Source organism: Candidatus Woesearchaeota archaeon, from assembly GCA_016192995.1.
GTDB lineage: Archaea > Nanobdellota > Nanobdellia > Woesearchaeales > DSVV01 > JACPTB01.
Map to the genome: position 1 here is coordinate 91111 of JACPTB010000007.1, position 22927 is coordinate 114037.

The following is a 22927-nucleotide window of genomic DNA, read 5'->3' on the forward strand; positions in this document are numbered from 1 at the left end:
GGTTTCACAATTATTTTTTCTTTTACTTTTTCAACTTTTTAATTTTGTTTTTATATTCATTAACTTTATCAACTATTATTTTACCTGAGAGAGTCATTGGTGTTGTATCGTCGTAAATGCTGAGGTCTAAATTGCACTCTTTTGCCGTCTGTCTCAAAATGGCGAATCCTTCTTTTTCATAAGGACCTCCTCTTCTGACAACAATGGGGAATTTTGGTTTTATGTCTTTCAATGCATTGGCAATTCCTTGAAAGGTAATATCTATTCTGGTGAAGTTTGCCGTTACTCCTACAATCCATAAGCCGTTTAAATGTGGCTTTGCAAGAACTACTCGGGTTAATTTTTCCACTTTTTCTGCTGAAGGATTGCCTGAAAACTCAGTAAAATTAGCTGGCTTGCCGCCATAACTAATTAAAGCATCAATACATGCCATTGATGCTCCGCCACCAATCGACAGCATTCCTATGTCGCCATCCAACTCAATAAATGTTTTGCCGGCAACTCCTCGATAATCATCTTTGTCAATGGCATTTGCTGCTTTTTCCAGTTCTGTTTTTTCTCTCCCAATGCCTACTCGTTCTGGAAATTGATGCTTCCATCTGAATTGGCTAGAATCATCCAATACAACGACAGCATCAGCTGCTACTAATTTATTATCTTTTGTTAGAATTAAAGGATTAATCTCGCACATTTTCATATCATTGCTCGTAAATGCGTGATATAATTTAGTCATTATTGCTGGAAGTTCAGGAAGTTTTATTCCTGCTTTTTTTAGCATTTGTTTTGCCTCATCTTCGGTGAAGCCTTTTAGCATGTTAATCGTGTGTTTGATAATATCTTTTTGAGCAACATCTTCGATATCAATGCCGCCAAATTTACTCAGCAAGAAAACAGGGGAGCGTTCTTCCTGGCTGAAAATAATACCGAGATAATATTCTTCAGCTATTTCTAATTTTTCTTCAATAAGCACTTTTTTTACTGTTTCATTTAAGATTACTTTATTGAGCATTTGCTCAGCATACTTTTTTGCTTCTTGTTTTGTTGCAGCAAATTTTATTGCGCCTGCTTTGCCCCTTTTTCCTGCCAATGTCTGGGCTTTTATTGCAACAGGTTTGTCGATGTTAGAAATCTGATTGAGATTTTCAATTACTTCTCCTTTTGGAATAGGAATTCCAGCTTCATGGTACAATAATTTTCCTTCAAATTCATATAACTTCATACCTATGGTATTTTTCTAGAGATATTTAAAGGTTATTTATTTCTCGCACCGCTCATTCATTCGTACGTATTAAGTCTTCTTCGGGTTTAGCGCCGGTTCAGCTTCAAAAGTAATTTAACATTGGATTTTTCTCTCTGGAACTCCGAAAAATCCCCAATGCACTGAATCTTAGAGCTTCACAAAAGTAGGCGCTAAACCACCAGACTTAATAAACCACCAGACTTAATACGTACATTCATTCGATACTTTTATATATCTCTTTCATTATGTCATATCTATGTTTACTGTCAAGTTATTTCGATCATTGTTCTTAATTTTCCTATTACTTTTCCTAGCAACAGCAGTTTCAGCTGTCGTAGATCTTGCTCTTGTTGATCTGCAAGCTACTCAGAGCGCTGAAGCATATACTCCCGTTGTATTTCAGTTTAAGATTAAAAATACAGGTGATAAATCAGTTGTTACACGATTGAGAATCCAGCCTTATACTCCTGAAAACTATCAAGGTGTAAGTATAACTGATCTTTTAGATCAACAGTTAGTTGAAAATGTACCTTCTCAATTTGTTGTACATCTCTCAGATGGTAGTACTAGAATTGAACAAGTAACAATACAAGCGTTATCAGGTGTTGAAATAAAAAAGGGTCAAGAATTTCCCTTTACTCAGCGAGTTCCTGCAATTGCGCTTAATCCTGGCGAATATGTTGAACTTGAAAGTGAATTTCTGTTTAGAGGGCAAAATATAGGGCAGATCGGAGAACGTCAAGTTGGTTTGCGTTTTGTTGGTTATCAAGTAAAAATGGAAGATGGTTGGTTTGTCCTTGGCAATAAACAAGAGTTAAATTTTAACAATAATGAACAAATGGCAACTATTGTTGTGAAAAAAAGAACACCTCTTGTTGAACAAGGTCCGCAACCAGAAACAGAACAAAGTCCTGGCTTAGAAACAGGGCAATATTTTATCCATAATTATGAAGAATACTGGGAACAAGGAACGCTTTGCGCAGATGTTGCAGGAAATGAAGTTTGCGCATTATCAATGAATCAATTTGATGGAGCTTTCTTTCCTTTTACTATTAATGCAAAACAAGCAGAACTTGACTGGAAAGCAAAATTATTCTACAAATATATTTATACTGATGAAGAACCAGGATGGTTATACAACACTTTAGCTGACTTTATTCATTTTGAAATTGATGGAGTAACGTTGTATTTAACAGGCGCGCCAGGATGGTTAGTTGAAGTTCAAGAAAAATAATACGCCTCTTAATAATTCTTTCTCATTAATCTATTTTCTTTTCCCAAATGCTTTTATTGCGATTGATTTTAGGCTGCACTGCAAAATCAACAATATTATAATTATATTTCACCAAATATGCCAACATATTTCTCCGGATGTTCCTTGTCGTTAATTTAATACTTGTATAACCTTGTCTTTTCGCTTCTTTTTCCAAGAATGCCATCATCTTTTTAAGTACTCCTTTGTTTCGATATTGAGGAATAACACCTGTCATCCAGCAATAGAATGAACTATCATTATATTTATCATAATTTATCATGTAGCCTACTGGTTTTTTCCCTGCATACGCTGCGAATAGAAACGGTTTTTTTCCTTTACAACGTCTTGCGAAGTATTCATAAGAATATTTTTCTTTGTTAAACTCAGGAATTAATTTGTTAATATTCAAACATTCTTCAAGCTGCACTTTTCTTAGGATTATTTTTATTGCCATAATCTGCGCCAACTGCTTCATGTATATTTTGATAACCATCTTTTTCCAGGAGTTTTACTAATTCTTGATTAATAGCCCCAATCGTTTGCGGGCCTTCAAAAATCATCCCGGTAATCAATTGAATCAATGAAGCGCCTGCTTTTATTTTTTTGTAAGCGTCTTCACCGGTGAATACTCCGCCACAGCCAATAATTATATAATCTCCTTTTGTTTTTTGGTAAACATATCTGATAAGATTATTAGCTAATTCTTCTGCTACTTTGCCACTTATACCGCCTTTTTCTGGGACATTCATGTCGCATATTTTGCTATTTTTTCTGTTTTTTGTTAAGTTTGAACAAATAAATCCTTGAATGCTGTGTTTATTACACACTTCAACAAGAGCGTTAATTTGTTTTTCTGTTAGATCAGGGGATATTTTTAAAAAAATTGGTTTTTTATGAGGAAGCTTGTCAATCTCAGTGAGAAGTTGGTCGAGCTTTTTTGCATCAGTAAATGGTTCTCCTCCAAAAGTATTTGGGCAGCTGATATTGATGGTGATATAGGCTCCGATGTTAAGAAATTCTTTATACGCTTCAACATAATCTTTAATTCCTGCTTCAACACTAATGGTTTCTTTATTATTGGTTTTTGCAATGCTTATTCCTACTGGGATTTCAAATTTTTTCTCTCTTAAACGTTGGCTGATTGCTTTGCAGCCATCATTTTTTAATCCATAATAAACAACCAATGCTTTGGAATTCTTTAACCGCCATAATCTTGGCTTCGGATTACCTTCGCACGGTTTACCGGTAATTGAGCCCACTTCAATAAAACCAAAACCTATTGCAGGAAGAATATCAGTTAATTCAGCGTTTTTATCGAAGCCAGCTGCCAATCCAATAGGATTTTTGAAGGCAATCCCTTGAATTTGCTGTTCAAGCATTGGATGTTTGTAATAAAAAAGACTCTTGGTGAGTCTTTTTGTTATATAGTTTCTGCCAAGAAATTTTCCTGTTTTCATAATATGATCATGGACATTTTCAGGATCGATTCTGAAAAATATTCTTTTAACTATATTCTTATAGAAAAATTGTTCAGTATTGTTTCTTATTTTGACCAATGCTTCGTTCATATACTCTCTTGTTTTCTCTTTTTATAAATATCTTTCGTTATTCTTTCATAAACTTTTATAAATAATGCTTGTTTACATAGATACAATTCATAAGATTTTATGGAGGTAAGACTATGAATATTAAACAATTTTTAGTGGTGGGTTTACTCGTTTTAATCGTTCTCTTAATAGGTTGTTCACAGCAAGGTGAAGATAAAAAAACAGATGCTTTACCAACTACTAACGTAAAGGTTGGTGTTATGGTGCCATTAAGCGGCGATGTTGCATCTTATGGTGAAGGAGTAAAAGGTGGAATAGAACTTGCAAAAAAAGAGCTTAGTTTAGATAATGTCGAACTTATTTATGAAGATACTAAATGTGATGGCAAAGAAGCAGCAACTGCTTTAAGCAAACTTACTTCCGTTGACAAAGTCTATGCAGTTATTGGAGAGCTTTGCTCTAGTGCAAGCTTGGCTGCTGCTCCTATTGCAGAACAGCAGAAAGTAGTTATGATCAGTCCGGCATCAACAGCGCCAAAATACAGCGACGCTGGCGATTATGTGTTTAGGACTATTCCCAGCGATGCATTGCAAGGGGATTTTGGTGCAAAATTAGTTTATGATAAAGGTTATCGAAACTTAGCTGTCTTATATGGTAATGAGGATTATGGTTTAGGATTTAGCAGCGTTTTAGGAGAGAAATTTCCAGCATTGGGCGGGAAAATTGTTGCCAATGAAGCATTTGCTCCAAAATCAACAGATCTACGTGCTCAACTTGTTAAAATTAAAGAAGCAAAGCCAGATGCTGTTTATCTTATCAGTAATTCAGTTGATTCAAGTGTTGCAGCATTAAAGCAGATGAAAGAGCTTGGCTTAGAAATATTTGTTGTAGCATCAGAAGGATTGAAATCAGATGATGTTTTAAAAGGCGCAGGCAGTGCAGCAGAAGGCATGTATTTGACCTCTGTCAGCACCGGAAGCAATGACTTTAAAACAAGGCATCAACAAGCATATACTACTGAACCTGGTCCTTTTGCTCCACAGGCTTATGATGCAATGATGGCAATAGGTTTAGCATTAAAGCAAGGCGCAGCAACAAGTGAAGCATTACAGCAAGCACTTTATACCATGGAGTTTGATGGGGCTTCCGGTCATATCAAATTTGACAGTAAAGGTGAAGTTTCAGGTAATTACGAAGTATATGTTGTCAAAGACGGAAAGTTTGTTGTTCAAGAATAACCTATTCTGCTCTGGTGAAAATCTCGGCATAGCCTCGGTTTTGGCATCAGTTCGGCTTTTGATGTATTTATTTTATTGGATTTTTCTCTCTGGCACTCCGAAAAATCCTCACTTATGAAATTAAAGAGCCTCACAAAAAGATGCCAAAATATTGCTGTGCAATACATTTTCACCAGAGCCTAGCGATTCAAAACTAATATAAATAATGCTCTTTTACAGTTATGTATGGTTTTGTTCCAGCTTTTAATCAATGGGTTTATAGCAGGGGCGTTATACGCATTAGTTGCCTGTGGTTTTACCTTAATTTATTCTACGAATAAATTCATGCATTTTGCTCACGGAAGCAGTGTTGTTGTCGGTGGTTACTTACTTTACAGTTTTTTTACTCTCCTTGGATTGCCTTTTTATCTTGCTTGTGCAAGCACTATCCTTTTAACAGCAGTCTTTGGCTGGGGATTATATTATGCGATTTATCAACCCTTGCAAGAACGCCATAGCTCAAATATTATTTTATTAATTGCAAGCATAGGGTTATTAATTCTTTTCCAAAATATTATTCAAGTTATTTTTGGGCCAAGTGTTAAAAGCATAGGGTATATTCCGATTAGCAAAGGAATTACTTTGTTTGGAGCAATTATTACTAAATTGCAAATAGCATTAATCGCATTAGCCCTTCTTTTATCTCTTGTTTTATATTTGTTTATGCAAAGAACAATGCTTGGAAGAACTATGCGCGCAGTTTCAGATAATCAGCAGCTTGCAAATATTATTGGGATTAATGCTCAACGAGTAAAAGCATATTCTTTTTTACTCGGCTCAGGTTTAGCAGGTTTAGCAGGAATTTTAATTGGTTTAGAGCAGAATTTAGTTCCTACTATGGGCACAGAACTAATGATTAAAGGGTTTACTGGCGCAGTTGTTGGAGGTATAACTTCAGTGCCTGGAGCAATTGCAGGATCGTTTATTGTTGGTATTGTGGAAAATCTCGGCATATGGTTTTTGCCTTCAGGATATAAAAATGGCATTACGTTTTTATTGCTATTTATTTTCCTGCTTTGGAAACCAACAGGATTATTTGGATTAAATAAAGGTATTAAAAATGTATGATCTTATCAACAAAAACAGGTGCTTTGTATGATTGGTGGATATTATCTCATTCATATGTTGATTTTAGTTTGCATCTATATTATCCTTACCGTTAGTTTAAATCTAGCTCTTGGTTTTACTGGATTATTAAATTTAGGGCATGTTGCTTTTTTTGGTCTAGGCGCATATACGTCAGCGTTGCTGACTATATCAGGAGTTCCTTTTTTTATAGCAATGCTTTCTGGCGCATTATTAGCAAGCGGTTGCGGTTATCTTCTTGTCCTTGCAACACGAAAATTAAAAGGGGATTATCTAGCGTTGGCAACCTTAGGATTTGCTTTTGTTGCGCATTCACTTTTCCTCAATTGGGTAGCATTAACTCGAGGGCCGTTAGGAATTCCTGGAATACCAAAACCGACTATTTTAGGATTTCATCTTGTTAAACCAGAATTATATCTTATCCTTGCTTTTGTTATTATGACAATTTCCATTTTTATCATACACCGAATACTCCAATCACCTTTTGGAAGGCTCTTGCAAGCAACGAGGGATGATGCTCTTGGTTTACAAGTGCTTGGTAAAAATACTTTTAAGCTCAAAGCAAAAGCAATGATGTTATCAGCTTTTTTTGCTGGTATTGCAGGAAGCTTATTTGCCCATTATATCACTTACATTGATCCCTCATCATTTACCTTAACTGAAATTGTGCTTATGTTAACCATTCTCATTGTAGGGGGAATTGCGTCCATTAAAGGTTCAATTGTAGCAACGTTTATTATTCTTTTAATTCCTGAAACATTACGGTTTCTATCACTGCCAAGTTCTGTTATAGGTCCTGGAAGACAAATTTTGTATGCTTTAGTTTTGCTTGCTATTTTATTATATAATCCACGTGGATTATTTGGGAGGATTGATTTAGAAGATGCTTGATATAAACAATATTAGTCTTAATTTTGGCGGATTACGAGCTTTAGATCACTGTAGTGTAACGGTTAAAGAAGGAAGCATCACTGCTCTTATTGGACCAAATGGCTCAGGAAAAAGCACGTTGTTTAATGTCATTAGCGGACTTTTAGTTCCAGATCATGGGCATGTCTATCTTAAGAAAATTGAGATTACTGAAAAGGAGCCTCATGTTATTAGCGCTTTAGGATTATCGAGAACTTTTCAAGAAGTTCGACTATTCAAAAATTTAACTATTGAAGAACATCTCAAAATTGCTCTGGCAACAACTGACCAGCAACTTCTTACTAATTTTTTGAACTATCAAGAAAACTTTTCTCAACAAATACATGAAACCTTGCAACTTGTTGGTTTGCACAAACCATTAACTACTTATGGTCATAGCTTAAGCTATGGCCAGAGAAAATTATTGGATTTAGCATTGGCATTTGCAAAACCACATTCCATCCTCTTATTAGATGAGCCAGTTGCTGGAGTTAATCCTGCATTACGAAAGCAAATTAAGCATCTTCTCAAAAAATTTCAACAACAAGGTGAAACAGTTTTGCTTATAGAACATGACATGAATTTTGTTATGGACTTAGCTGATTATATTTTTGTTATGGACTACGGTAAAGTTATTGCAGAAGGATTGCCTTCTCAGATTAGAAATAATAAGAAAGTATTGGATGCTTATTTGGGTGTTTAAGTTTTATTTTGTTTTTTAAACTCTTTTTCAAAAGGATTTACTGCACTAATCTGCGGGATTTTTTTGAAATCTTTAGTGTTTTCAGTATAAATTTGGTATATTCCATTTTCCAACATTGTTGCAACTATTAATGCATCCCAGAAATGAAGGTTGTAGTTCTCACTTAGGTCTAATGCACTTATTATGGTCGTTTTATCATAATGTATTTTTCTAAAATGTTGTAATGAACACAAATCTTTGATAATTTCTTTAACTTCTTTGCATGAAATATGGTATTTTGAAATCATTACTTTGGAAAATTCGCCTAAACATTGAAAAGAAGTGCAGCCTTTAATATCTCTTCCTATACAATCTTCTATGATTTCTTCTGCAATTTTACCTTTATACTCTTCAGATCTATTATAAGCATAGATTAGAATATTGGAATCAAGTAGGAAAAATTCTTCGGTCATAAATTTCATCTCTTGATCCATATGGTTTTCCTATGCCTAACTTAAATCCTTTTCTCATTCTTGCGAGCATTCTTTCTGCAATTTCTTTTTGTTCTTTTTCTTCCTGCCATTTAGTCATAGCTTCAGCTATTGCTTTGCCTAAAATACCTTTTCCCTTGCCGTATTCTTTTTCAACGGTTTTTCTAAATCCTGCTTCTATTTCATCAGGAATATTTATGGTCATTGTTCCCATATATACATTTACATTATATATCTATTTAAATGTTTTGTTTTTATAAATTAGTTACTGCATAGTGTTAAAAATGATACATTTTATAAGCAGAAGGTTTTTCCCGGTTAAATGCCAATAATTGATCTTAATGATTATGAGTACCTTGATCCTGATAGGGATTTAGAAGCTTCTTTAATTGAAATAAAATTAAACGCTTTAGTCCAAGAAATACCAGATTGGACTAAAAAAGAGTTATACCCTTGTTTTTATCAAGCTTACAGTCTTCTTGTAAATGCTTTTGCAGGAGGGAATACTAGACAAAAAGTGCAATATTATACTCAAACTGAACAAGCAGATCAATTCAATAAACTTGCTTTAATAACGTTTAATGTATTAATTTTATATGCAGGTTGCTTAGGTAATTTAATAAGAACAGCAAATAAAAATGAACTATTGCCAGAGATTCTTGCCGTTGGTAAAAAGGTGTTTTCTTATTCTGAGGGTAATAGCTCTGGTGAACAATATAGGCAGTGATGGGGTTTATATGAAACAAACATTAGAACAATTCCTTGCATCTGAACATGCAGAAGAGAAAGCGCGAGAAGTATTAAGGAAATTTTTTGAAGGATTAGATATTAATTCATTACTTCATGATTCGAAGACATTAATTATGTTTTGGCAATTACATCAATTCATGCAGCGTGGTTATGAATTACCATCTGCACCAAAATTATTAAAAGGTACGTAATAAGTCTTCTATAGTTTTAGCGCCGGTTCAGCTTGAGCGTATCACATTGATTGGATTTTTCTCTCTGGAACCTCGAAAAATCCCCACACTGAAATTAAGAAGAGCTTCACAAAAGCAGGCGCTAAAACCCCAGACTTATTACGTACATTAAATGGATAATTTTATATTCTTAGTCATAATTATTCTATCATGCTTCAACTACACAATCTTCATGCTGGTTATGGCGAATTGCAGGTTTTGAAAGGGATTAATCTTCATGTTCATCCTGGAGAAATCGTTGCTTTAATCGGACCGAATGGCGCTGGGAAAAGCACTATTATTAATGCTATTTTTAATCTTGCAGAAGTCACTCATGGCAGTATATTTTTCCGCAACAAGGAAATTACTCATCTTGCAACTCATGAACTTGTTACTTTAGGCATTATTTATGTTAACCAAGGAAAAACAGTTTTCGGCAACTTAACTGTTTATGAAAATCTTATCATTGGAGTGCCAGAACAGGAACAAGACAACATTACTAAAAATCTGGCTAGAGTTTATGAAAAATTCCCTTTTTTGCAACATCAATCTCATCAATTAGCCTATGAGTTAAGTGGCGGACAACGACAGCAACTAGCTTTGGGAAGAGCTCTTATGCAGAATCCTTCTTTATTATTAATTGATGAACCTTCATTAGGATTAAGCCCTCTCCTCCAGAAAGAATTGTTTAAAACTATTGCAGGGTTTAAAAAAATGGGGATTTCTGCATTATTAGTTGAACAAAATGCTAAAAAAGCAATTGAAATTGCTGATAAGACCTATTTGCTTGAAGACGGACAGATTGTTTTGGAAGGTAGGAAAGAAATATTATCTCATCAAAAAATTAAAGAAGTTTATTTAGGCGGGAGATATTAAATCAACAAATCCTTTAATCCACATCAGATTTATTCCATAACATTTTCTTAAATCAATATTTGTTGTTGTTTCAAGGGCAGCAGCATAAGGGACTCCCAACCGATGTGCAGCATCAGTTACTGAACCATCATATCTTGTAACAATTCCATAGTCATCAGTCACTGGAATGTTTCCGTCCGTATCTCTTTCATGGCTTTCATCAATAGTTCTATTTCTCAAAATAGGAATATCTGGCGGTAATTTCTTCATAATATCATGATATGGGTTTAGGGGAGGAAAACAATATGCATATGTACAGCTTGTTCCATAGACTGCAGAAAATTTATCTTGATGAATATCGAGGAAGCCTTTTACTCTTGACCACGGCAGTTTTTTTAGTTTTGCTAGAAGAGCAACTGTTTCTTCTGGCAGAACAATGCCATGTTCTTCAGTATATTCATCACTCCATACCCATCGCTTAAAGACATTACTTCTCTTTAAATCATCTTTCCACGTACCATCTTCTAATTGATATCTTATTGCGTCGTTGTTTGCTCCTTGGTTTAGGTGATTGTAGCGTGTTCTCCTGTCAAAACCACTAGGGTTTATGCAAGGGAAAAGCATGATGTTAACTCCCTGCTTATGCGCATAATTGATGATGTCGTCAAGATGGTGCATCATGGTTAAAGGGCCACATGTTTCATCACCATGAAAACCAGTTGTAACTACCAGTATTGGTTGATCTGAACCATTGATTGAAGAAGAAGCTATATCTAATAGTGGAAAGCTATTTTGTTCTGTTGCAACTATCCCATATTCAGTAACTGTAACGTCTGTTCTTGCACGTGCTATTGTTACGATATGTTCAAGAAGTTGTTTTGCTCCTATTGTTTCATCATCATTATCTGTTAGGTCGCTATCATTTGGCATACTTATGAATAGGACAATCTAACTTCTTTTAAATTTAATCCTTATTTGTGGCTATTAAATAACTTTACTATTCTTTTTATTATCGTCGGAAATCTTTCGGGTTTGTTGAAAATAATAGTGTTTTTTCGTCGATAGGTTTATTAAGGAGTTAATACACTATGAGTGCTATGAAGAAATTTAAGTTGACACTCCAACAAAAAATATTGCTAGCGGACATTGGATTTTGGTTTTTTATGAGTATTTTCTTTCTATGGATTATTTTGAAATTCGCTGGTGTTATTAAAACTCCTCTCTGGCTTCAACTTTTACCTCAAATAAGTATTGCTGCCTCTATTGTTCTTTTTGCATTCAAAGTAGGAAGTTTTGTTGGTGGCTTGAACCATGATCTTAAATACATTAAGAAAACATTGCATACTCATACCCAGAAATTAGATAATTTACATTATGACTTTCATAAACATCTAACTGATTATAATTATCATATAAATAAATATCATCACTAATATAAATCCAATTATTTCTCTTAGCTGAATGATTAAGGCTATAATCTTTGATTGGGGAAGAACGTTATATGATAATGATAATAATTGTTTATTTAATGAGGCTAAACCTGTTCTAGATTATTTATTCAAAAAATATATTCTTTGCATTGTTTCACTAGGAAAAAACGGTCATGATATTCAACAGAGACAAGATATTATTGATCACGAAAATTTACGTAATCATTTTGTTTTTATAATGTTCGATCATGTTGGTAAAGATCATTTGTATGAAGCTACTTTGAGAAAATTAAAGCTTAAGCCAGAAGAGATGGTTATTGTAGATGATAGAACTGTTCGGGGAATTGCTTGGGGAAATAAACATCAGTGTAAAACAGTATGGTTAAAAAAAGGCAAATTTAGTCATGAAGAACCAAATGAGGAAACTGGAAAGCCAGGTTATATTATTCACTCTTTATCTCAATTGCTGGAAATATTATGATTTACTTTCACCGAAGCAACGGGTTGTACGTAATAAGTCTTCCTTTGGTTTTATTAAAAATTACTATTTTTAATCCCTGAGATCCTTCGGATTCAGGTAGCGCCGGTTCAGCTTTTCAAGTTAGTTCAATTGGATTTTTCTCTCTGGCACTCCGAAAAATCCTCACTAACAACACTGAAGAGCTTCACAAAAGCAGGCGCTAAAACCTCTGACTTATTACGTACAATGGGTAGGCACAATCCAAAAAATGAGTGATATTGCGAAAATGCCTTCGGCAGCCACGGAAAATCACTATTTTCCTAGTTGCGTTCGTTTCACTCAGCAACCACCATCGGCTCGGCTGTAGATGTTTGTTATGGAAGATGCTATCCTATGGTGGCACTTTTCGCAATATCACTTACAAATTGGATTGTGCCAACGGGTAGTAATCTTTATAAATAGGTAGTTTGTTCTTAAGTATATGTCTGGCGTTATTATAGATAAATCTCAGTATACTAAATATGAGAAAACACGAGTTATAGGCGCACGCGCTTTACAGCTTTCTATGGGAGCACCTTTAGTATTGACATTAACTGAAGAGGAACTAGAGTCTTTAGGGTATGATGTTCTTAAAATTGCAGAAAAAGAGTTTGAAGCTGGTGTGATACCATTTGCTGTTGAGCGTATTATGCCTAAAAAACAAGAAGTCGTTTCTCAAGAAAAAGCTGCAAATCCAGCTTAAAAACTTCGTAATTGTTCAAATTCTTTATATCGTTGTTCAATGTCATATTTTGTAATTGCTTTTACTGTTTCAACAGAGAAATCTTCAGCGGTAAATGAAGCTACTACTGATCCATAGATTACTGCTTTTCTCATAGTTTCTTCATTAACATTTTCATTTTTTGCAAGATAGCCGATTAATGCTCCTGCAAATGAATCACCACAACCAGTAGGGTCCTTAATTACTTCCAAGGGATAACTTGGCGCATTGAAAATGCTTTTTCTTGTAAACAGCAAAGCACCATGTTCACCTTTCTTGATAATAACATAGTCAGGACCAAGCTCTAATGCTTTTTTTCCTGCTGCAATAAGATTAACTGTTTCAAATAATTGCCGAGCTTCACCTTCATTTAACAAGACTGCATCCACTTTTTTCATAACTTGTTTAACCTGCTCTTTCTTGCTTGTAATCCAAAAATTCATCGTATCCATCATGGTAAAAACCGGGTTTTTACTTTGATCTAGGACTTTTAGTTGCAATTCTGGATCGATGTTTGCGAGAAATAGATATTTTTCTTTCTTGTAACTTTCTGGAAGATCAGCTTTGAACTCAAGCAAGGCATTAAGATCTGTTTTCAAGGTTTTTGCTTCATTCATGTCAAAGGTGTATTCTCCACTCCATCTAAAATTCTTTTCAGCATAGCTTACCCCTTCAGTGTTAATATTCTTATTTTTGAGTAGCATTAGATACTGCTCTGGCAGGTCTTTTCCTGCGATGCTAACAATCCCTGTTTCAACAAATAGCGATGCTGCTAGACAAGCGTAGGTGGCTGATCCGCCAATGGCATCTTTAACTTCGCCAAACGGAGTCTTAATAGTGTCTAAGCCAATAGTTCCACAAATAATTACCTTTACCATATATCTTTTACCCTATTTGTATGGGGTAAAGGTATTATTTAAAAAAGTATTTATAGTATCAATATTTTAGAGTTAAGCTCACATCACTTGTTACATAAATATCTATAACTCTGCCAGGGCTATTGCCAGGGTTATTTCTAGAAATATGGCGTCTAGTATCAGTTGCTGAATCAATTATTTTTATTCTATCATCACTAACTCTTGCGTTTACAGCGTTACAAAGACGAGTCATCTCCTGATGAACAGCATCCCCATATTTCTTTTGTTTTAATGTCAGGAGTTTGGTATAGACATTTTTGAAATCACAATCTTTGTAATATACAATACCTAATTCAGTTCCATTTTTAAAGAATTTTAAGCCGTTACTATCATCAGTTAATCTTATTACATATTCACCACTTAATCCATGATTCTCTTTTAAATCGAATGCATCTCCAAGTTGAAGATCCTGTGGAATAATCCCTTTTTGCTGGGCTGTTTGCACAGCGACATGTTGTTTTTGATAGGTCAATTGATAGCCTTCATCATCAGGATAACCATCCATCTCACCAGTGCCCCTTAAATCAATTGTTTTATACTCTATTCCTGTTGGTGTTCTAAATTCTTCTTCACCAATACTTATTGTATCTTTTGTAACTATGATCTCTAATGGCATCTCTGTAGGGAATTGTTTTGAATTTAAATATTTAACTGGGATAAAAAGGCAAAAAGATTAAATATACTAGAATGTTTTTATAGCTCAAACCTATGAAACTCTTTAATCAAGTACTTAAACAATATACTTTTTCATCAGCTGAGTTAGAGAGGCTTCAATCTGTTATTAGGGAAGTTCTTACTAAACTCAGAAGCGAATTGCGAAGAAAAAACATTGATGCTGAAATCATGCTCGGCGGCAGCGCAGCAAAAGGCACTTTTATTAAAGGTGATTTTGATTGTGATATCTTTGTTCGGTTTCATTATAGTTATTTAGATCAATCAATATCTGACTTGCTGGAGAAAGCTCTTCAACCATTTAAACCAACACGTGTTCATGGGTCAAGGGATTATTTTCAATTTAGCTTTAAAAAAATACCTTTTGAAATAATTCCAGTGTTGAAAGTCTATGATCCGAAAAAAGCAATGAACGTCACTGATATGTCACCTTTGCATGTTGCTTGGGTTAAAAAACACTTGACTCCAAAACTTTGCAAAGAGATTGTTCTAGCTAAATTATTGTGTAAAGCGCAAGGTTTGTATGGTGCTGAATCATATATTAATGGGTTTTCAGGCCATGTTCTTGATATTCTTATAGTTTACTATGGTTCTTTTCTTAAGCTTTTGAAAGCAAGTAAAGGATGGAAGCCAAATCATATTATTGATGTTGAAAAACATAATACTGCATCACAATTAAATGCTTCTAAAAGAGCGCCTCTTATCATCATTGATCCTGTCCAGCCAGAGCGAAATGCAGCGGCAGCTTTGTCAGAAGAAAAATTTAATCTTTTTAAAAAAACTTCAGAGGGTTTTCTTAAGAAACCGTCTGAAGTTTTTTTTGAGAAACAACCATTTTCTTTTTCTTCAGTTAAAAAAAAAGCAAAGAAAAACCATCTGTTTATTTTTGATATTTTTGGTTTTGAAGGAAAAGAAGATGTTGTCGGAACAAAAATGTTAAAAGTGTTTGAGCATTATACTACACATCTTAATTTGTTTGGTTTTAAGATTTTTGCTCAAGGTTGGGAGTTTGATAAACATAACAAAGCACTCTTTTGGTTTATTATTAAACGAGAAAAATTAACTTCTCTGGTCGAACATATTGGGCCTCCAGTTACTGTAAAACGCGGTTGTGATGAGTTCAGTAAAAAATATAAGAAAGTGTTTGAGAAACATAAGCGGCTCTATACAATGATTCCTCGAAAGTATCTTACTCCTCAAGCATTATTCAATGATCTTATCCAAGATAATTATACTGTTGAACGGGTTAAACGAATTAAGCAGATTAAAACCTAATGTACTTGATGAACTATGTTATTACACGAAACAAGAAAAAGGTTATTGTTGATTATTACGTAGCGCAGTAGTAATCTATATAAAACACCGTTATTTTAGAACAGCATGGTAAATGAATTTGAATTAAGAAGAAGCATCTTTCATATCTTTTACGGTATAGTCATTATTATGATTATGTACTATGAATTACTTACTTTATTTTGGTTAACCATCATCCTGATTTTTGGGTTTATTCTTTCTGTGTTTGCTTCTCTTTATCGTATTCCTATTATTAATTGGTTTCTTGAAAGATTTGAGCGAGAACGTGTATTACCGGGATGGGGAGCATTAACATTTCTTGCAGGAAGCATATTAAGCTTATTGCTTTTTGATAAACAAATTGCACTTGCAGGCATTATGATTTTAACTCTTGGTGATCCTGTTTCTCATTTTGTTGGAGAAAGTTTTGGCAAAATAAAAAACCCTTTGAATGATAAGAAACTTCTCGAAGGAAGTGTTGTAGGTATTATTTTTGGTTTTTTAGGAGCAGTATTATTTGTCAAGCCTGTGGCAGCTTTTTTTGGAGCGTTTTTTGGCCTATGTTTTGAAGCATTAGAAATAAAATTCCGTCATATCATCCTTGATGACAATCTTTTGATACCTGTCGTAAGCGGGTTTGTTATTATGCTTTTCTACATAATTTAAGTACGTATTAAGTCTGGGGGTTTAGCGCCTACTTTTGTGAAGCTCTTCTTAATCTTACCTTGTGGATTTTTCGGAGTTCCAGAGAGAAAAATCCAATCAAAGCAATAAGTTTAAGCTGAACTGGCGCTAAACCCGAAGAAGACTTAATACGTACTAATTTAAGGTATTCTTATCAATTTTCTTGTCAAATAGTTTTCTTCATCTACTTTCTTTAATCCTTCAAGGTGCTTTTTTTTAATAGAATCTTCTTTTTTCTGTTCAGGTTGCGGTTTTTGCTTTCCAATAAACGCAGTATGATCTTTAATTTGCTCTTTTACTTTATCCATATCTTCAGGTGAAAGCTGTTTTGGCTCCCATTGAAAGTTTAAACCATCTTCTGACTTTCTTGGGAGAACGTCTATACAAATATGGCTATCTTTTTGGTCTGCTACTTCACCATTTTTGATAATAATGTTTGTTCCTTCTGCTCCTAACCCTTCAAAAACAGCTGTTGCTCCATAATTTGCGCAAAAAAGCATCTGTGTTATGAGTTCGTAGTCAAGCTCCTCAATAGTTTCTTTGTGAGCTTTTGGAAAAACCCTGATATGACCGCTCATGGCAGCATCTTCTGGTATCAGAGCAAAGATTATATTATCCTCATAAATTTTCTTCACTTTTATTTCATTCTTTGCAATTTTGCAGATCTGGCAATCACTCATTTCATCAGCCTCGCAATTAAATCAAGGTCGTCTGCTGGTTCTTCTTTTTGTTTTTCTTTGGTTTTTCCTTCTTCCTTTGCTTCAAGTTTTTTCTTAATCTCATCTAGATTAAATCCTTCGAACATTTCTTTTAACTGAGGGATATCTGCAACTTTCTGCTTGAACAAGGGGAAATCATGCAACATCATTTCCTTTATTTTTGGATTTTCTTCTATCAGCTTCAAAAGCTCTTCTTCTTTAGACCGAGAAGGTTTTTCTTCTTCTTCGGGAATAGGCTTATTCACCTGCTCTTTTTGTTTTATTTCAGCAATAATCTCATCAATATTGCATTTTCCAAAGATTGCATTAAACTGAGGGTTTTTTGGAATCATTGCTTTGAACCTGTCAGCATCTGCAATGATCATGTTCTTTATTGGCGGGTTTTGCTCAATGATCCCTATGATTTGTTCTTTGGTGTACGTGCCAGGTGCGATCGTTGGCTGGTTTGGTAAAGGATATTTAGCATATCTTTTTCTCATTAATCTTGCCATGTTAGTAGTGAGAACACCAGCAACTTCTGCTTCTTTTTCTTGATCGATTTTGCCAGGCTTTAAACTGAAAATATTGATCATGTCTCCTTTTTCTCGCGGAATAATATGAATAACCATGTGCTGGCTTTGCTGACCAGCTACTGCGCCATTAGCAATGAATACATTATCTCCAAAAACCAAAGCGCCTTTTTTAATGCAGCCTGATAGTTCTTTGATTGTTTTAGCAAGATGTTCAAATGCTTCTTCTGGAACAAGAGGTAAAATAGGGTAATGTTCTTTCGGCACTAACAATGTGTGACCTTTATATGCAGGATTTATGTCAAGAATAGCTATACATTTGTCATCTTCATAAACCTTTTGACTGGGAATATCGCCTTTGATAATCTTGCAGAAAGGGCAATTAGCTTTTTGCTGTTCAATTGCTTTTTGCTGCTCAGCACTGAGTTGGACCATATTTCACCTTAAAGTGTTTCTGTTTATATTATTTGTTAAGTATTGATTTTATTTTAGATACAAATAGGGCGCTTTTTATACGCAATTGCTCAACTTCTTTTTTATCAAATTTTGATTTTGTTGAATACGCAGCATCTTCACGTTTATTTTTAGATTCTACATAAAATAAAACATCTTGATAATCCAGAAACTGCGATAATATTTTAATATCTTCTTCCTGTAATCCCTTCTTATAAAATTCTTTTATTAATATACATAAGGTAGCAAGATGATTTTTTGAGAAATATCCTTTTGTTAATATCAATGATAATGCTGCATGATAAGATGCATAATAACAGCCAACTATTGCCCAATCTAAAAATCCTATTTTAATATTTTCAGCTATGAACCGCAAATTATGATCTGCTTTCAAAAGATGCCCTTTTATTTCTTCTTGATCTGTGAGCTGTATTTTCAAGATATTTTGTTCTAAAAACTCTTTTATCTTCTTTTCAAGAATTTCTTTATTATTCAATAATTGATTGATATCATACTCTTTCATTGTATAATACCTCATAATAAGCTATATGATTTATTAAAGGATATCCAGTGTTTATTGCAGATTGTATTACTTTATCCTCTTTTAAGATGATCTCTTTTAAAAAATGTTTGTAACCTATTTGAAATGAACTTATTTTTATTCCTGTTAATGCATCAGCTTCTTTTTCAGCTTCTGTTGTTTCTATTTTTTTATTTCCAATTATGAGAATATCTATATCTGATTTTTCTCCGAATGTTTCTTTTGCAGTTGAACCAAAAAGAATAGCAAAAACCGGTTTTTCAGGTAATGTATCTAAATAGTACTTAATCGCTTTTTTTCTTATAACTGGGAGTTTATCTTCTTTTTCCATATCAAATGCTTCAAAGACTAAGTATGTTTTCTTATTTTTTACCACTCCATATTTTTTCAGATTAGCTTCTTTTTCAGATTTGAGAATAGCATTCTCTTCTAATTCCTTGAGAAATCTTGTGGCACTTGGTTCATATAGTTTTGTTTGACGTGCAATTTCTCTTAAATGGAGCTTTTGAGTTTTATTTATGTAAAACAATCTCATTATTTTCATTAATCCTGGCTTTAGTAATGTTATCATTTTAGTAACATTTGTTACTATCATTATAACGTTTATAAATGTTATGTTTTTATTGATAAAACTATACTCTTCTTACTGTGCCGTTATCAACATCAACTTCAATAAGATCATTATCTTTGAATATTTTAGTTGCGTATTTTGTTCCTACAATACATGGTTTGTTTAATTCCCTGCTTACAATTGAAGCATGGCACGTTAATCCTCCTTCATCAGTTACTATTGCTTTGCATTTTTTAAGCACTGGCATTAAATCCGGTGTTGTATTGATTGAAATGATGATGTCCCCTTCTTTGAATTTATCCATGTCATAAGGTTTGTTTATGATTCTTGCAGTTCCTTGTATCTTTCCCCCTTTTCCTTTACATGCAATAGTTCCATTAAGTTCATTAATATTTGGGATTATCTCTTTTTTTAATCCTATACTCTCTCCAAACTTCTTATCATAATTGAATATAATTTTCCCTGTTTTTTCATCTTCATAAAAAATGCATCCTTGTTTTCTTTGGGTAATTTCTTCCTTTGTTGGAAATTCTTTATGATTGAAAATATTGCTTATTTCATCGATGGTAAGATATTGCAATTCTTCGTAGTTTAATGATGATATTTGTCCTGCAATATTCCATACCTTTTCAAGAACTTGTTCATGCAACGGATTTCTGCTTTTTTGTCTGAATGATTGGAATGATAAGATTAATTGCTTATTATGTTCATTATCATTGTTATCTTCATTTTGAATTGCTTCTAACATCATAAAAGGTATGACCGTAAGATAGAGAAATATATGTTGTAATTTATCAAAGAGATTATTATGCTTATTTATGATTTCATTATTTGAAATATCTGCAAATTGTTTAATTAATTCTTCCTCTGCTTTTTCATATTCAATTGCTTTATTCAGCCATTCAGAAATTCTATGATCATTTTTTTGTATTAATCTTGAGAAAAATGTTTTTGCTTGTCTTAATTCTGATGATGGTCGGTAAAATGTTACGATATTATTGTCCAATCTGTAAAGTTGTTTTCTAAATCTAAATCCTGTTGCTTCTTCGAGTAATTTTCCGTAAGCAACATTAAAAATAGAGATATAGGTGATGGCGTTTTTTCGTTCTAAATATTTTGTCCATGGTATTTTTTCTAGTGAATTTTTTCCCATAATACTAGTTATCTTCTTACTCTTTCTTGTAATTCAAGAAGATCATATTGCTGTGTTGTGTTATCTAAAGTGATTGTTACCCCATATACTCGTCCAACGCGTTCAACTTTCACATCAAAACCCTCTCCTGGTTTCATTTTAGTTTCAAGATCATGTTCTCTTGCTGTTTCAAGCGTAAATGGTTTACCAATTAACTGTAAGTAAGCAGCTAACATTGGTGGGAGATGAGTTTTTGCGATAATAAGGTTATTGACAGGAGCTATTCTTTCAGTATAACCTACTATTTGATCTACGACATACCTTGCAAGATTATTTCCTGAATCCATAGTTGTATCCCTGCATTCTTCAAATAATCCTACAAATCGTCTTGCAGGATTATTTCTTAATTCTGCTGGAATATTTCCTTCGTTTAAATCAGAGGAACGTTCGGCATAATCATCAACATTAGTTACACCAGCGCCCAAGAGCATTGCGACTAAGCCAATATAAGTTCTCTCTCTTTCAGAAGCTACACCATATATTCGATGAGATGGGTATTGTTCCCTTATTTGAGTTCCTCTCCTATAATCTCTTCCTCTTCCTTCATGTGTGGGCATGTCTAACTTTTTACCTTCATTGTCAACTGCTGTTTCTTCATGCCTTCTGATTAATTGTACTAATTCTGCCATTTTTCACCTAATGATTCTCTATTGTTGCCAGTATGCTTATATTTAAAACTTTCTTGTTGTGACTACTATTAAGTGCTAGTTATGTCATTATTTACTATATTGAAAATAATGTTTACCACTATAATATATATGTTATATATGTAAATAGGTATGCAAACGGCTCTGGTGAAAATCTCGGCATAGCCTCGGTTTTGGCATCAGTTCGGCTTTTGATGGATTTATTTTATTGGATTTTTCTCTATGGAACTCCGAAAAATCCCCACATACAAACATGAAGAGCCTCACAAAAAGATGCCAAAAACTACATTTTCACCAGAGCCTATGCAAACCATAATTATTTAAAGATTAGTTTCTTTAAACATTCTATGATCTCATCACAAACAAAAACAAAACTGTCTAAGCAGATGATACCTATCTTTAAAAAAAATCATGTTAAAAAAGCAGGTTTGTTTGGCAGTTATGCTAGAGGAGAGCAAAAAAAAAAAAGCGACTTAGATTTAGTTGTTGACATGAAAGGAAGTTTATTGGATTTAGCTGGATTAAAAATAGAGTTAGAAGAAATTCTTAATAAAAAAGTTGATATTCTCACCTATAAATCAATACATCCTTTATTAAAAAAAAAAATCCTTAATGAAGAGGTGCGCATCTATGGAAAAGGATGATAGTATTTTTCTCACCCATATCTTACAAAGTATCATACAAATTGAAGATTATTGTAGTTCTTTCAATAAAAAAGAATTTGAACAGGATCCCAAAACACAGGATGCTGTTATTAGAAGGATAGAAATAATTGGCGAAGCTGTTAAAAATATATCTCTTGAACTGAAACAGAAACATCCAGAAATTCCTTGGAAAAAAATTGCAGGGATGAGAGATATTTTGATTCATGCATATTTTGGTGTAGATCTTGGGAAAACATGGGATGTTATAACTACTGAGATTCCTTTATTAAAAAAACAGATTAAAGCAATTGTTTAAATTATATATTTTTATTCTATTTCCCATTAATTGTTTTTGGTTTATTGCATCCATATCTTATGCAATCGTTAAGATCTGCTTGTTGAATGCCACGATGATAAATATTCCATTCTCCTTCTGCAATTGGTTCTCCCATTGATCGTATATACCAACTATTTGCTCGGCGATCTCTTCGTGTTCTTAAAAATAAACTTGATGAGCGCGCACCAAGCATCTGCCATAATTCTCTGCCAACACCATTTCCTTGAAATCCTGGTAGAACACCAATTTTATCTAAATAGTCTATACCTTGGCTATCACCTTCGTCTCTTGCTGGAGGTTTAAACTCTTCGACAACAGCAATATCGAACTCAAAAATAATGTTGTTCGCTATACTCTTGATAAAAACATTTATCCTGACTCTTTATTGGGGATAGAAAAGTCTATTAAGAAAGAACGGGAATTGTTTTTTTCCATTGAAGGAATAAAAACCATTACTCTTATTATTCAACAAAAAAATAAAAAGCTTATTGAACAAAAGTTTAAACATAATATCCTTAACCAGCAAGAAGAGCTTTCTTTAATAACAATTTCAAGTCCAGGTATCGAGAATATCCCTGGTGCTGTCTATCATATTTCTGGCTTATTTTTTGAGCATGATGTTAATATTAAAGAGTTTATGAGCTGCCATGATGACACCCTTATTGTGATTGAATCCTGTGATATCCCTAAATTGATGAAGTTCCTGAAGTTTTAGGTTGTAAGCAACCGGCTCTGGTGAAAATCTTTCAGGTTTTAGCGTCGGTTCAGCTTTTGAAGTGTTCTTCAATTGGATTTTT

The 22927-nt window shown here is 33.7% G+C and carries 31 protein-coding genes; 16 read left to right on the forward strand and 15 right to left on the reverse strand.

The features are described 5' to 3' along the window. Positions 1-22 precede the first annotated feature (22 nt). Positions 23-1219: a succinate--CoA ligase subunit beta gene (locus HYY69_06380; protein ID MBI3033075.1), complete on the reverse strand. Its 1197-nt coding sequence runs from the start codon at positions 1217-1219 to the stop codon at positions 23-25. A gap of 277 nt (positions 1220-1496) precedes the next feature. Between HYY69_06380 and HYY69_06385 the strand changes: the two genes are divergently transcribed. Continuing rightward, positions 1497-2474, forward strand: coding sequence for a hypothetical protein (locus tag HYY69_06385; GenBank protein MBI3033076.1), 978 nt, complete (start codon positions 1497-1499; stop codon positions 2472-2474). Positions 2475-2499: 25 nt separating this feature from the next. Here the strand turns inward: HYY69_06385 and HYY69_06390 are convergent, their stop codons facing one another. Next, complete coding sequence (locus HYY69_06390) at positions 2500-2949, reverse strand: GNAT family N-acetyltransferase (protein MBI3033077.1); 450 nt, start codon at positions 2947-2949, stop codon at positions 2500-2502. Beyond that, positions 2912-4063, reverse strand: coding sequence for a quinone-dependent dihydroorotate dehydrogenase (locus HYY69_06395; protein MBI3033078.1), 1152 nt, complete (start codon positions 4061-4063; stop codon positions 2912-2914). The genes HYY69_06390 and HYY69_06395 overlap by 38 nt, the downstream gene beginning before the upstream one ends. A 113-nt stretch (positions 4064-4176) precedes the next feature. On the opposite strand from HYY69_06395, the gene HYY69_06400 reads away from it, so the two are divergent. The 4 genes from HYY69_06400 (at position 4177) to HYY69_06415 (ending at position 8017) form a co-directional block, all read left to right on the forward strand. Beyond that, the gene (locus tag HYY69_06400; protein ID MBI3033079.1) at positions 4177-5280 is read left to right on the forward strand and encodes a penicillin-binding protein activator; all 1104 of its coding nucleotides are present in this window, start codon (positions 4177-4179) and stop codon (positions 5278-5280) included. A 225-nt stretch (positions 5281-5505) separates the two neighbouring features. Continuing rightward, complete coding sequence (locus HYY69_06405; protein ID MBI3033080.1) at positions 5506-6387, forward strand: branched-chain amino acid ABC transporter permease; 882 nt, start codon at positions 5506-5508, stop codon at positions 6385-6387. A 27-nt stretch (positions 6388-6414) separates the two neighbouring features. Continuing rightward, positions 6415-7296 (forward strand): branched-chain amino acid ABC transporter permease, encoded by an 882-nt coding sequence (locus HYY69_06410; GenBank protein MBI3033081.1) that lies wholly within the window; start codon positions 6415-6417, stop codon positions 7294-7296. Continuing rightward, positions 7289-8017, forward strand: coding sequence for an ABC transporter ATP-binding protein (locus tag HYY69_06415; protein MBI3033082.1), 729 nt, complete (start codon positions 7289-7291; stop codon positions 8015-8017). Before HYY69_06410 ends, HYY69_06415 begins: the two co-directional genes overlap by 8 nt. Here the strand turns inward: HYY69_06415 and HYY69_06420 are convergent. Then, the gene (locus HYY69_06420) at positions 8014-8490 is read right to left on the reverse strand and encodes a PIN domain-containing protein (GenBank protein ID MBI3033083.1); all 477 of its coding nucleotides are present in this window, start codon (positions 8488-8490) and stop codon (positions 8014-8016) included. The genes HYY69_06415 and HYY69_06420 overlap by 4 nt on opposite strands. Then, positions 8444-8701, reverse strand: a complete 258-nt coding sequence (locus HYY69_06425; protein ID MBI3033084.1) for a hypothetical protein — start codon at positions 8699-8701, stop codon at positions 8444-8446. The genes HYY69_06420 and HYY69_06425 overlap by 47 nt, the downstream gene beginning before the upstream one ends. A gap of 108 nt (positions 8702-8809) precedes the next feature. On the opposite strand from HYY69_06425, the gene HYY69_06430 reads away from it, so the two are divergent. From HYY69_06430 to HYY69_06440, 3 genes are all read left to right on the forward strand, one after another. Then, complete coding sequence (locus HYY69_06430; GenBank protein ID MBI3033085.1) at positions 8810-9214, forward strand: hypothetical protein; 405 nt, start codon at positions 8810-8812, stop codon at positions 9212-9214. A 10-nt stretch (positions 9215-9224) separates the two neighbouring features. After that, positions 9225-9428, forward strand: a complete 204-nt coding sequence (locus HYY69_06435) for a hypothetical protein (GenBank protein ID MBI3033086.1) — start codon at positions 9225-9227, stop codon at positions 9426-9428. Between the two features lie 189 nt (positions 9429-9617). Then, positions 9618-10322 carry an ABC transporter ATP-binding protein gene (locus HYY69_06440; protein MBI3033087.1) on the forward strand — a complete coding sequence of 235 codons (705 nt, stop codon included), beginning with the start codon at positions 9618-9620 and terminating at the stop codon, positions 10320-10322. On the opposite strand, the gene HYY69_06445 is transcribed toward HYY69_06440, so the two are convergent. Then, on the reverse strand, positions 10305-11231 hold the full coding sequence (locus HYY69_06445) for a DUF2817 domain-containing protein (protein MBI3033088.1): 927 nt from the start codon (positions 11229-11231) through the stop codon (positions 10305-10307). The two genes, HYY69_06440 and HYY69_06445, sit on opposite strands and share 18 nt — an antisense overlap. Positions 11232-11398: 167 nt before the next feature. Here HYY69_06445 and HYY69_06450 point away from each other — a divergent pair, with 167 nt between their 5' ends. From HYY69_06450 to HYY69_06460, 3 genes are all read left to right on the forward strand, one after another. Next, the gene (locus HYY69_06450; GenBank protein MBI3033089.1) at positions 11399-11734 is read left to right on the forward strand and encodes a hypothetical protein; all 336 of its coding nucleotides are present in this window, start codon (positions 11399-11401) and stop codon (positions 11732-11734) included. Positions 11735-11762: 28 nt separating this feature from the next. Then, on the forward strand, positions 11763-12212 hold the full coding sequence (locus tag HYY69_06455) for an HAD hydrolase-like protein (protein MBI3033090.1): 450 nt from the start codon (positions 11763-11765) through the stop codon (positions 12210-12212). A gap of 460 nt (positions 12213-12672) precedes the next feature. Next, the gene (locus HYY69_06460; protein MBI3033091.1) at positions 12673-12933 is read left to right on the forward strand and encodes a DNA-directed RNA polymerase subunit K; all 261 of its coding nucleotides are present in this window, start codon (positions 12673-12675) and stop codon (positions 12931-12933) included. Here the strand turns inward: HYY69_06460 and HYY69_06465 are convergent. Further along, the gene (locus HYY69_06465; GenBank protein ID MBI3033092.1) at positions 12930-13829 is read right to left on the reverse strand and encodes a bifunctional hydroxymethylpyrimidine kinase/phosphomethylpyrimidine kinase; all 900 of its coding nucleotides are present in this window, start codon (positions 13827-13829) and stop codon (positions 12930-12932) included. The two genes, HYY69_06460 and HYY69_06465, sit on opposite strands and share 4 nt — an antisense overlap. A 58-nt stretch (positions 13830-13887) precedes the next feature. Continuing rightward, positions 13888-14484: a hypothetical protein gene (locus HYY69_06470; GenBank protein MBI3033093.1), complete on the reverse strand. Its 597-nt coding sequence runs from the start codon at positions 14482-14484 to the stop codon at positions 13888-13890. 92 nt (positions 14485-14576) lie between these two features. Here HYY69_06470 and cca point away from each other — a divergent pair, with 92 nt between their 5' ends. Next, positions 14577-15815: a CCA tRNA nucleotidyltransferase gene (cca, locus tag HYY69_06475; GenBank protein ID MBI3033094.1), complete on the forward strand. Its 1239-nt coding sequence runs from the start codon at positions 14577-14579 to the stop codon at positions 15813-15815. A gap of 105 nt (positions 15816-15920) precedes the next feature. After that, the gene (locus HYY69_06480) at positions 15921-16499 is read left to right on the forward strand and encodes a hypothetical protein (GenBank protein ID MBI3033095.1); all 579 of its coding nucleotides are present in this window, start codon (positions 15921-15923) and stop codon (positions 16497-16499) included. Positions 16500-16657: 158 nt separating this feature from the next. On the opposite strand, the gene HYY69_06485 is transcribed toward HYY69_06480, so the two are convergent. Genes HYY69_06485 through HYY69_06510 form a run of 6 tightly spaced genes read right to left on the reverse strand, consistent with a single transcriptional unit; the run spans position 16658 to position 21131 of the window. After that, positions 16658-17197, reverse strand: coding sequence for an HIT family protein (locus HYY69_06485; GenBank protein MBI3033096.1), 540 nt, complete (start codon positions 17195-17197; stop codon positions 16658-16660). Next, the gene (locus tag HYY69_06490) at positions 17194-18180 is read right to left on the reverse strand and encodes an HIT domain-containing protein (GenBank protein MBI3033097.1); all 987 of its coding nucleotides are present in this window, start codon (positions 18178-18180) and stop codon (positions 17194-17196) included. Before HYY69_06490 ends, HYY69_06485 begins: the two co-directional genes overlap by 4 nt. 28 nt (positions 18181-18208) lie before the next feature. Continuing rightward, the gene (locus HYY69_06495) at positions 18209-18721 is read right to left on the reverse strand and encodes a HEPN domain-containing protein (protein ID MBI3033098.1); all 513 of its coding nucleotides are present in this window, start codon (positions 18719-18721) and stop codon (positions 18209-18211) included. Beyond that, complete coding sequence (locus tag HYY69_06500) at positions 18708-19334, reverse strand: nucleotidyltransferase domain-containing protein (GenBank protein MBI3033099.1); 627 nt, start codon at positions 19332-19334, stop codon at positions 18708-18710. The genes HYY69_06495 and HYY69_06500 overlap by 14 nt, the downstream gene beginning before the upstream one ends. Before the next feature lie 37 nt (positions 19335-19371). Then, positions 19372-20463 carry a hypothetical protein gene (locus tag HYY69_06505; protein MBI3033100.1) on the reverse strand — a complete coding sequence of 364 codons (1092 nt, stop codon included), beginning with the start codon at positions 20461-20463 and terminating at the stop codon, positions 19372-19374. Between the two features lie 8 nt (positions 20464-20471). Next, positions 20472-21131 carry a hypothetical protein gene (locus HYY69_06510; protein ID MBI3033101.1) on the reverse strand — a complete coding sequence of 220 codons (660 nt, stop codon included), beginning with the start codon at positions 21129-21131 and terminating at the stop codon, positions 20472-20474. A 365-nt stretch (positions 21132-21496) separates the two neighbouring features. On the opposite strand from HYY69_06510, the gene HYY69_06515 reads away from it, so the two are divergent. Continuing rightward, on the forward strand, positions 21497-21793 hold the full coding sequence (locus tag HYY69_06515) for a nucleotidyltransferase family protein (GenBank protein ID MBI3033102.1): 297 nt from the start codon (positions 21497-21499) through the stop codon (positions 21791-21793). Beyond that, a complete protein-coding gene (locus tag HYY69_06520; GenBank protein MBI3033103.1) occupies positions 21780-22109 on the forward strand; it encodes a DUF86 domain-containing protein in 330 nt (109 codons plus the stop codon). Before HYY69_06515 ends, HYY69_06520 begins: the two co-directional genes overlap by 14 nt. A 16-nt stretch (positions 22110-22125) precedes the next feature. Here the strand turns inward: HYY69_06520 and HYY69_06525 are convergent, their stop codons facing one another. Then, positions 22126-22503: a hypothetical protein gene (locus HYY69_06525; GenBank protein ID MBI3033104.1), complete on the reverse strand. Its 378-nt coding sequence runs from the start codon at positions 22501-22503 to the stop codon at positions 22126-22128. 12 nt (positions 22504-22515) lie between these two features. On the opposite strand from HYY69_06525, the gene HYY69_06530 reads away from it, so the two are divergent. Next, positions 22516-22845, forward strand: coding sequence for a hypothetical protein (locus HYY69_06530; protein MBI3033105.1), 330 nt, complete (start codon positions 22516-22518; stop codon positions 22843-22845). Positions 22846-22927 lie beyond the last annotated feature (82 nt).

What these genes read in the sequence shown, in the direction of transcription:
- HYY69_06380 (MBI3033075.1), bottom strand. Translation starts at nt 1,219, where the DNA reads ATGAAGTTATATGAATTTGAAGGAAAATTATTGTACCATGAAGCTGGA.
- HYY69_06385 (MBI3033076.1), top strand. Translation starts at nt 1,497, where the DNA reads ATGTTTACTGTCAAGTTATTTCGATCATTGTTCTTAATTTTCCTATTA.
- HYY69_06390 (MBI3033077.1), bottom strand. Translation starts at nt 2,949, where the DNA reads ATGGCAATAAAAATAATCCTAAGAAAAGTGCAGCTTGAAGAATGTTTG.
- HYY69_06395 (MBI3033078.1), bottom strand. Translation starts at nt 4,063, where the DNA reads ATGAACGAAGCATTGGTCAAAATAAGAAACAATACTGAACAATTTTTC.
- HYY69_06400 (MBI3033079.1), top strand. Translation starts at nt 4,177, where the DNA reads ATGAATATTAAACAATTTTTAGTGGTGGGTTTACTCGTTTTAATCGTT.
- HYY69_06405 (MBI3033080.1), top strand. Translation starts at nt 5,506, where the DNA reads ATGGTTTTGTTCCAGCTTTTAATCAATGGGTTTATAGCAGGGGCGTTA.
- HYY69_06410 (MBI3033081.1), top strand. Translation starts at nt 6,415, where the DNA reads ATGATTGGTGGATATTATCTCATTCATATGTTGATTTTAGTTTGCATC.
- HYY69_06415 (MBI3033082.1), top strand. Translation starts at nt 7,289, where the DNA reads ATGCTTGATATAAACAATATTAGTCTTAATTTTGGCGGATTACGAGCT.
- HYY69_06420 (MBI3033083.1), bottom strand. Translation starts at nt 8,490, where the DNA reads ATGGATCAAGAGATGAAATTTATGACCGAAGAATTTTTCCTACTTGAT.
- HYY69_06425 (MBI3033084.1), bottom strand. Translation starts at nt 8,701, where the DNA reads ATGGGAACAATGACCATAAATATTCCTGATGAAATAGAAGCAGGATTT.
- HYY69_06430 (MBI3033085.1), top strand. Translation starts at nt 8,810, where the DNA reads ATGCCAATAATTGATCTTAATGATTATGAGTACCTTGATCCTGATAGG.
- HYY69_06435 (MBI3033086.1), top strand. Translation starts at nt 9,225, where the DNA reads ATGAAACAAACATTAGAACAATTCCTTGCATCTGAACATGCAGAAGAG.
- HYY69_06440 (MBI3033087.1), top strand. Translation starts at nt 9,618, where the DNA reads ATGCTTCAACTACACAATCTTCATGCTGGTTATGGCGAATTGCAGGTT.
- HYY69_06445 (MBI3033088.1), bottom strand. Translation starts at nt 11,231, where the DNA reads ATGCCAAATGATAGCGACCTAACAGATAATGATGATGAAACAATAGGA.
- HYY69_06450 (MBI3033089.1), top strand. Translation starts at nt 11,399, where the DNA reads ATGAAGAAATTTAAGTTGACACTCCAACAAAAAATATTGCTAGCGGAC.
- HYY69_06455 (MBI3033090.1), top strand. Translation starts at nt 11,763, where the DNA reads ATGATTAAGGCTATAATCTTTGATTGGGGAAGAACGTTATATGATAAT.
- HYY69_06460 (MBI3033091.1), top strand. Translation starts at nt 12,673, where the DNA reads ATGTCTGGCGTTATTATAGATAAATCTCAGTATACTAAATATGAGAAA.
- HYY69_06465 (MBI3033092.1), bottom strand. Translation starts at nt 13,829, where the DNA reads ATGGTAAAGGTAATTATTTGTGGAACTATTGGCTTAGACACTATTAAG.
- HYY69_06470 (MBI3033093.1), bottom strand. Translation starts at nt 14,484, where the DNA reads ATGCCATTAGAGATCATAGTTACAAAAGATACAATAAGTATTGGTGAA.
- cca (MBI3033094.1), top strand. Translation starts at nt 14,577, where the DNA reads ATGAAACTCTTTAATCAAGTACTTAAACAATATACTTTTTCATCAGCT.
- HYY69_06480 (MBI3033095.1), top strand. Translation starts at nt 15,921, where the DNA reads ATGGTAAATGAATTTGAATTAAGAAGAAGCATCTTTCATATCTTTTAC.
- HYY69_06485 (MBI3033096.1), bottom strand. Translation starts at nt 17,197, where the DNA reads ATGAGTGATTGCCAGATCTGCAAAATTGCAAAGAATGAAATAAAAGTG.
- HYY69_06490 (MBI3033097.1), bottom strand. Translation starts at nt 18,180, where the DNA reads ATGGTCCAACTCAGTGCTGAGCAGCAAAAAGCAATTGAACAGCAAAAA.
- HYY69_06495 (MBI3033098.1), bottom strand. Translation starts at nt 18,721, where the DNA reads ATGAAAGAGTATGATATCAATCAATTATTGAATAATAAAGAAATTCTT.
- HYY69_06500 (MBI3033099.1), bottom strand. Translation starts at nt 19,334, where the DNA reads ATGATAGTAACAAATGTTACTAAAATGATAACATTACTAAAGCCAGGA.
- HYY69_06505 (MBI3033100.1), bottom strand. Translation starts at nt 20,463, where the DNA reads ATGGGAAAAAATTCACTAGAAAAAATACCATGGACAAAATATTTAGAA.
- HYY69_06510 (MBI3033101.1), bottom strand. Translation starts at nt 21,131, where the DNA reads ATGGCAGAATTAGTACAATTAATCAGAAGGCATGAAGAAACAGCAGTT.
- HYY69_06515 (MBI3033102.1), top strand. Translation starts at nt 21,497, where the DNA reads ATGATCTCATCACAAACAAAAACAAAACTGTCTAAGCAGATGATACCT.
- HYY69_06520 (MBI3033103.1), top strand. Translation starts at nt 21,780, where the DNA reads ATGGAAAAGGATGATAGTATTTTTCTCACCCATATCTTACAAAGTATC.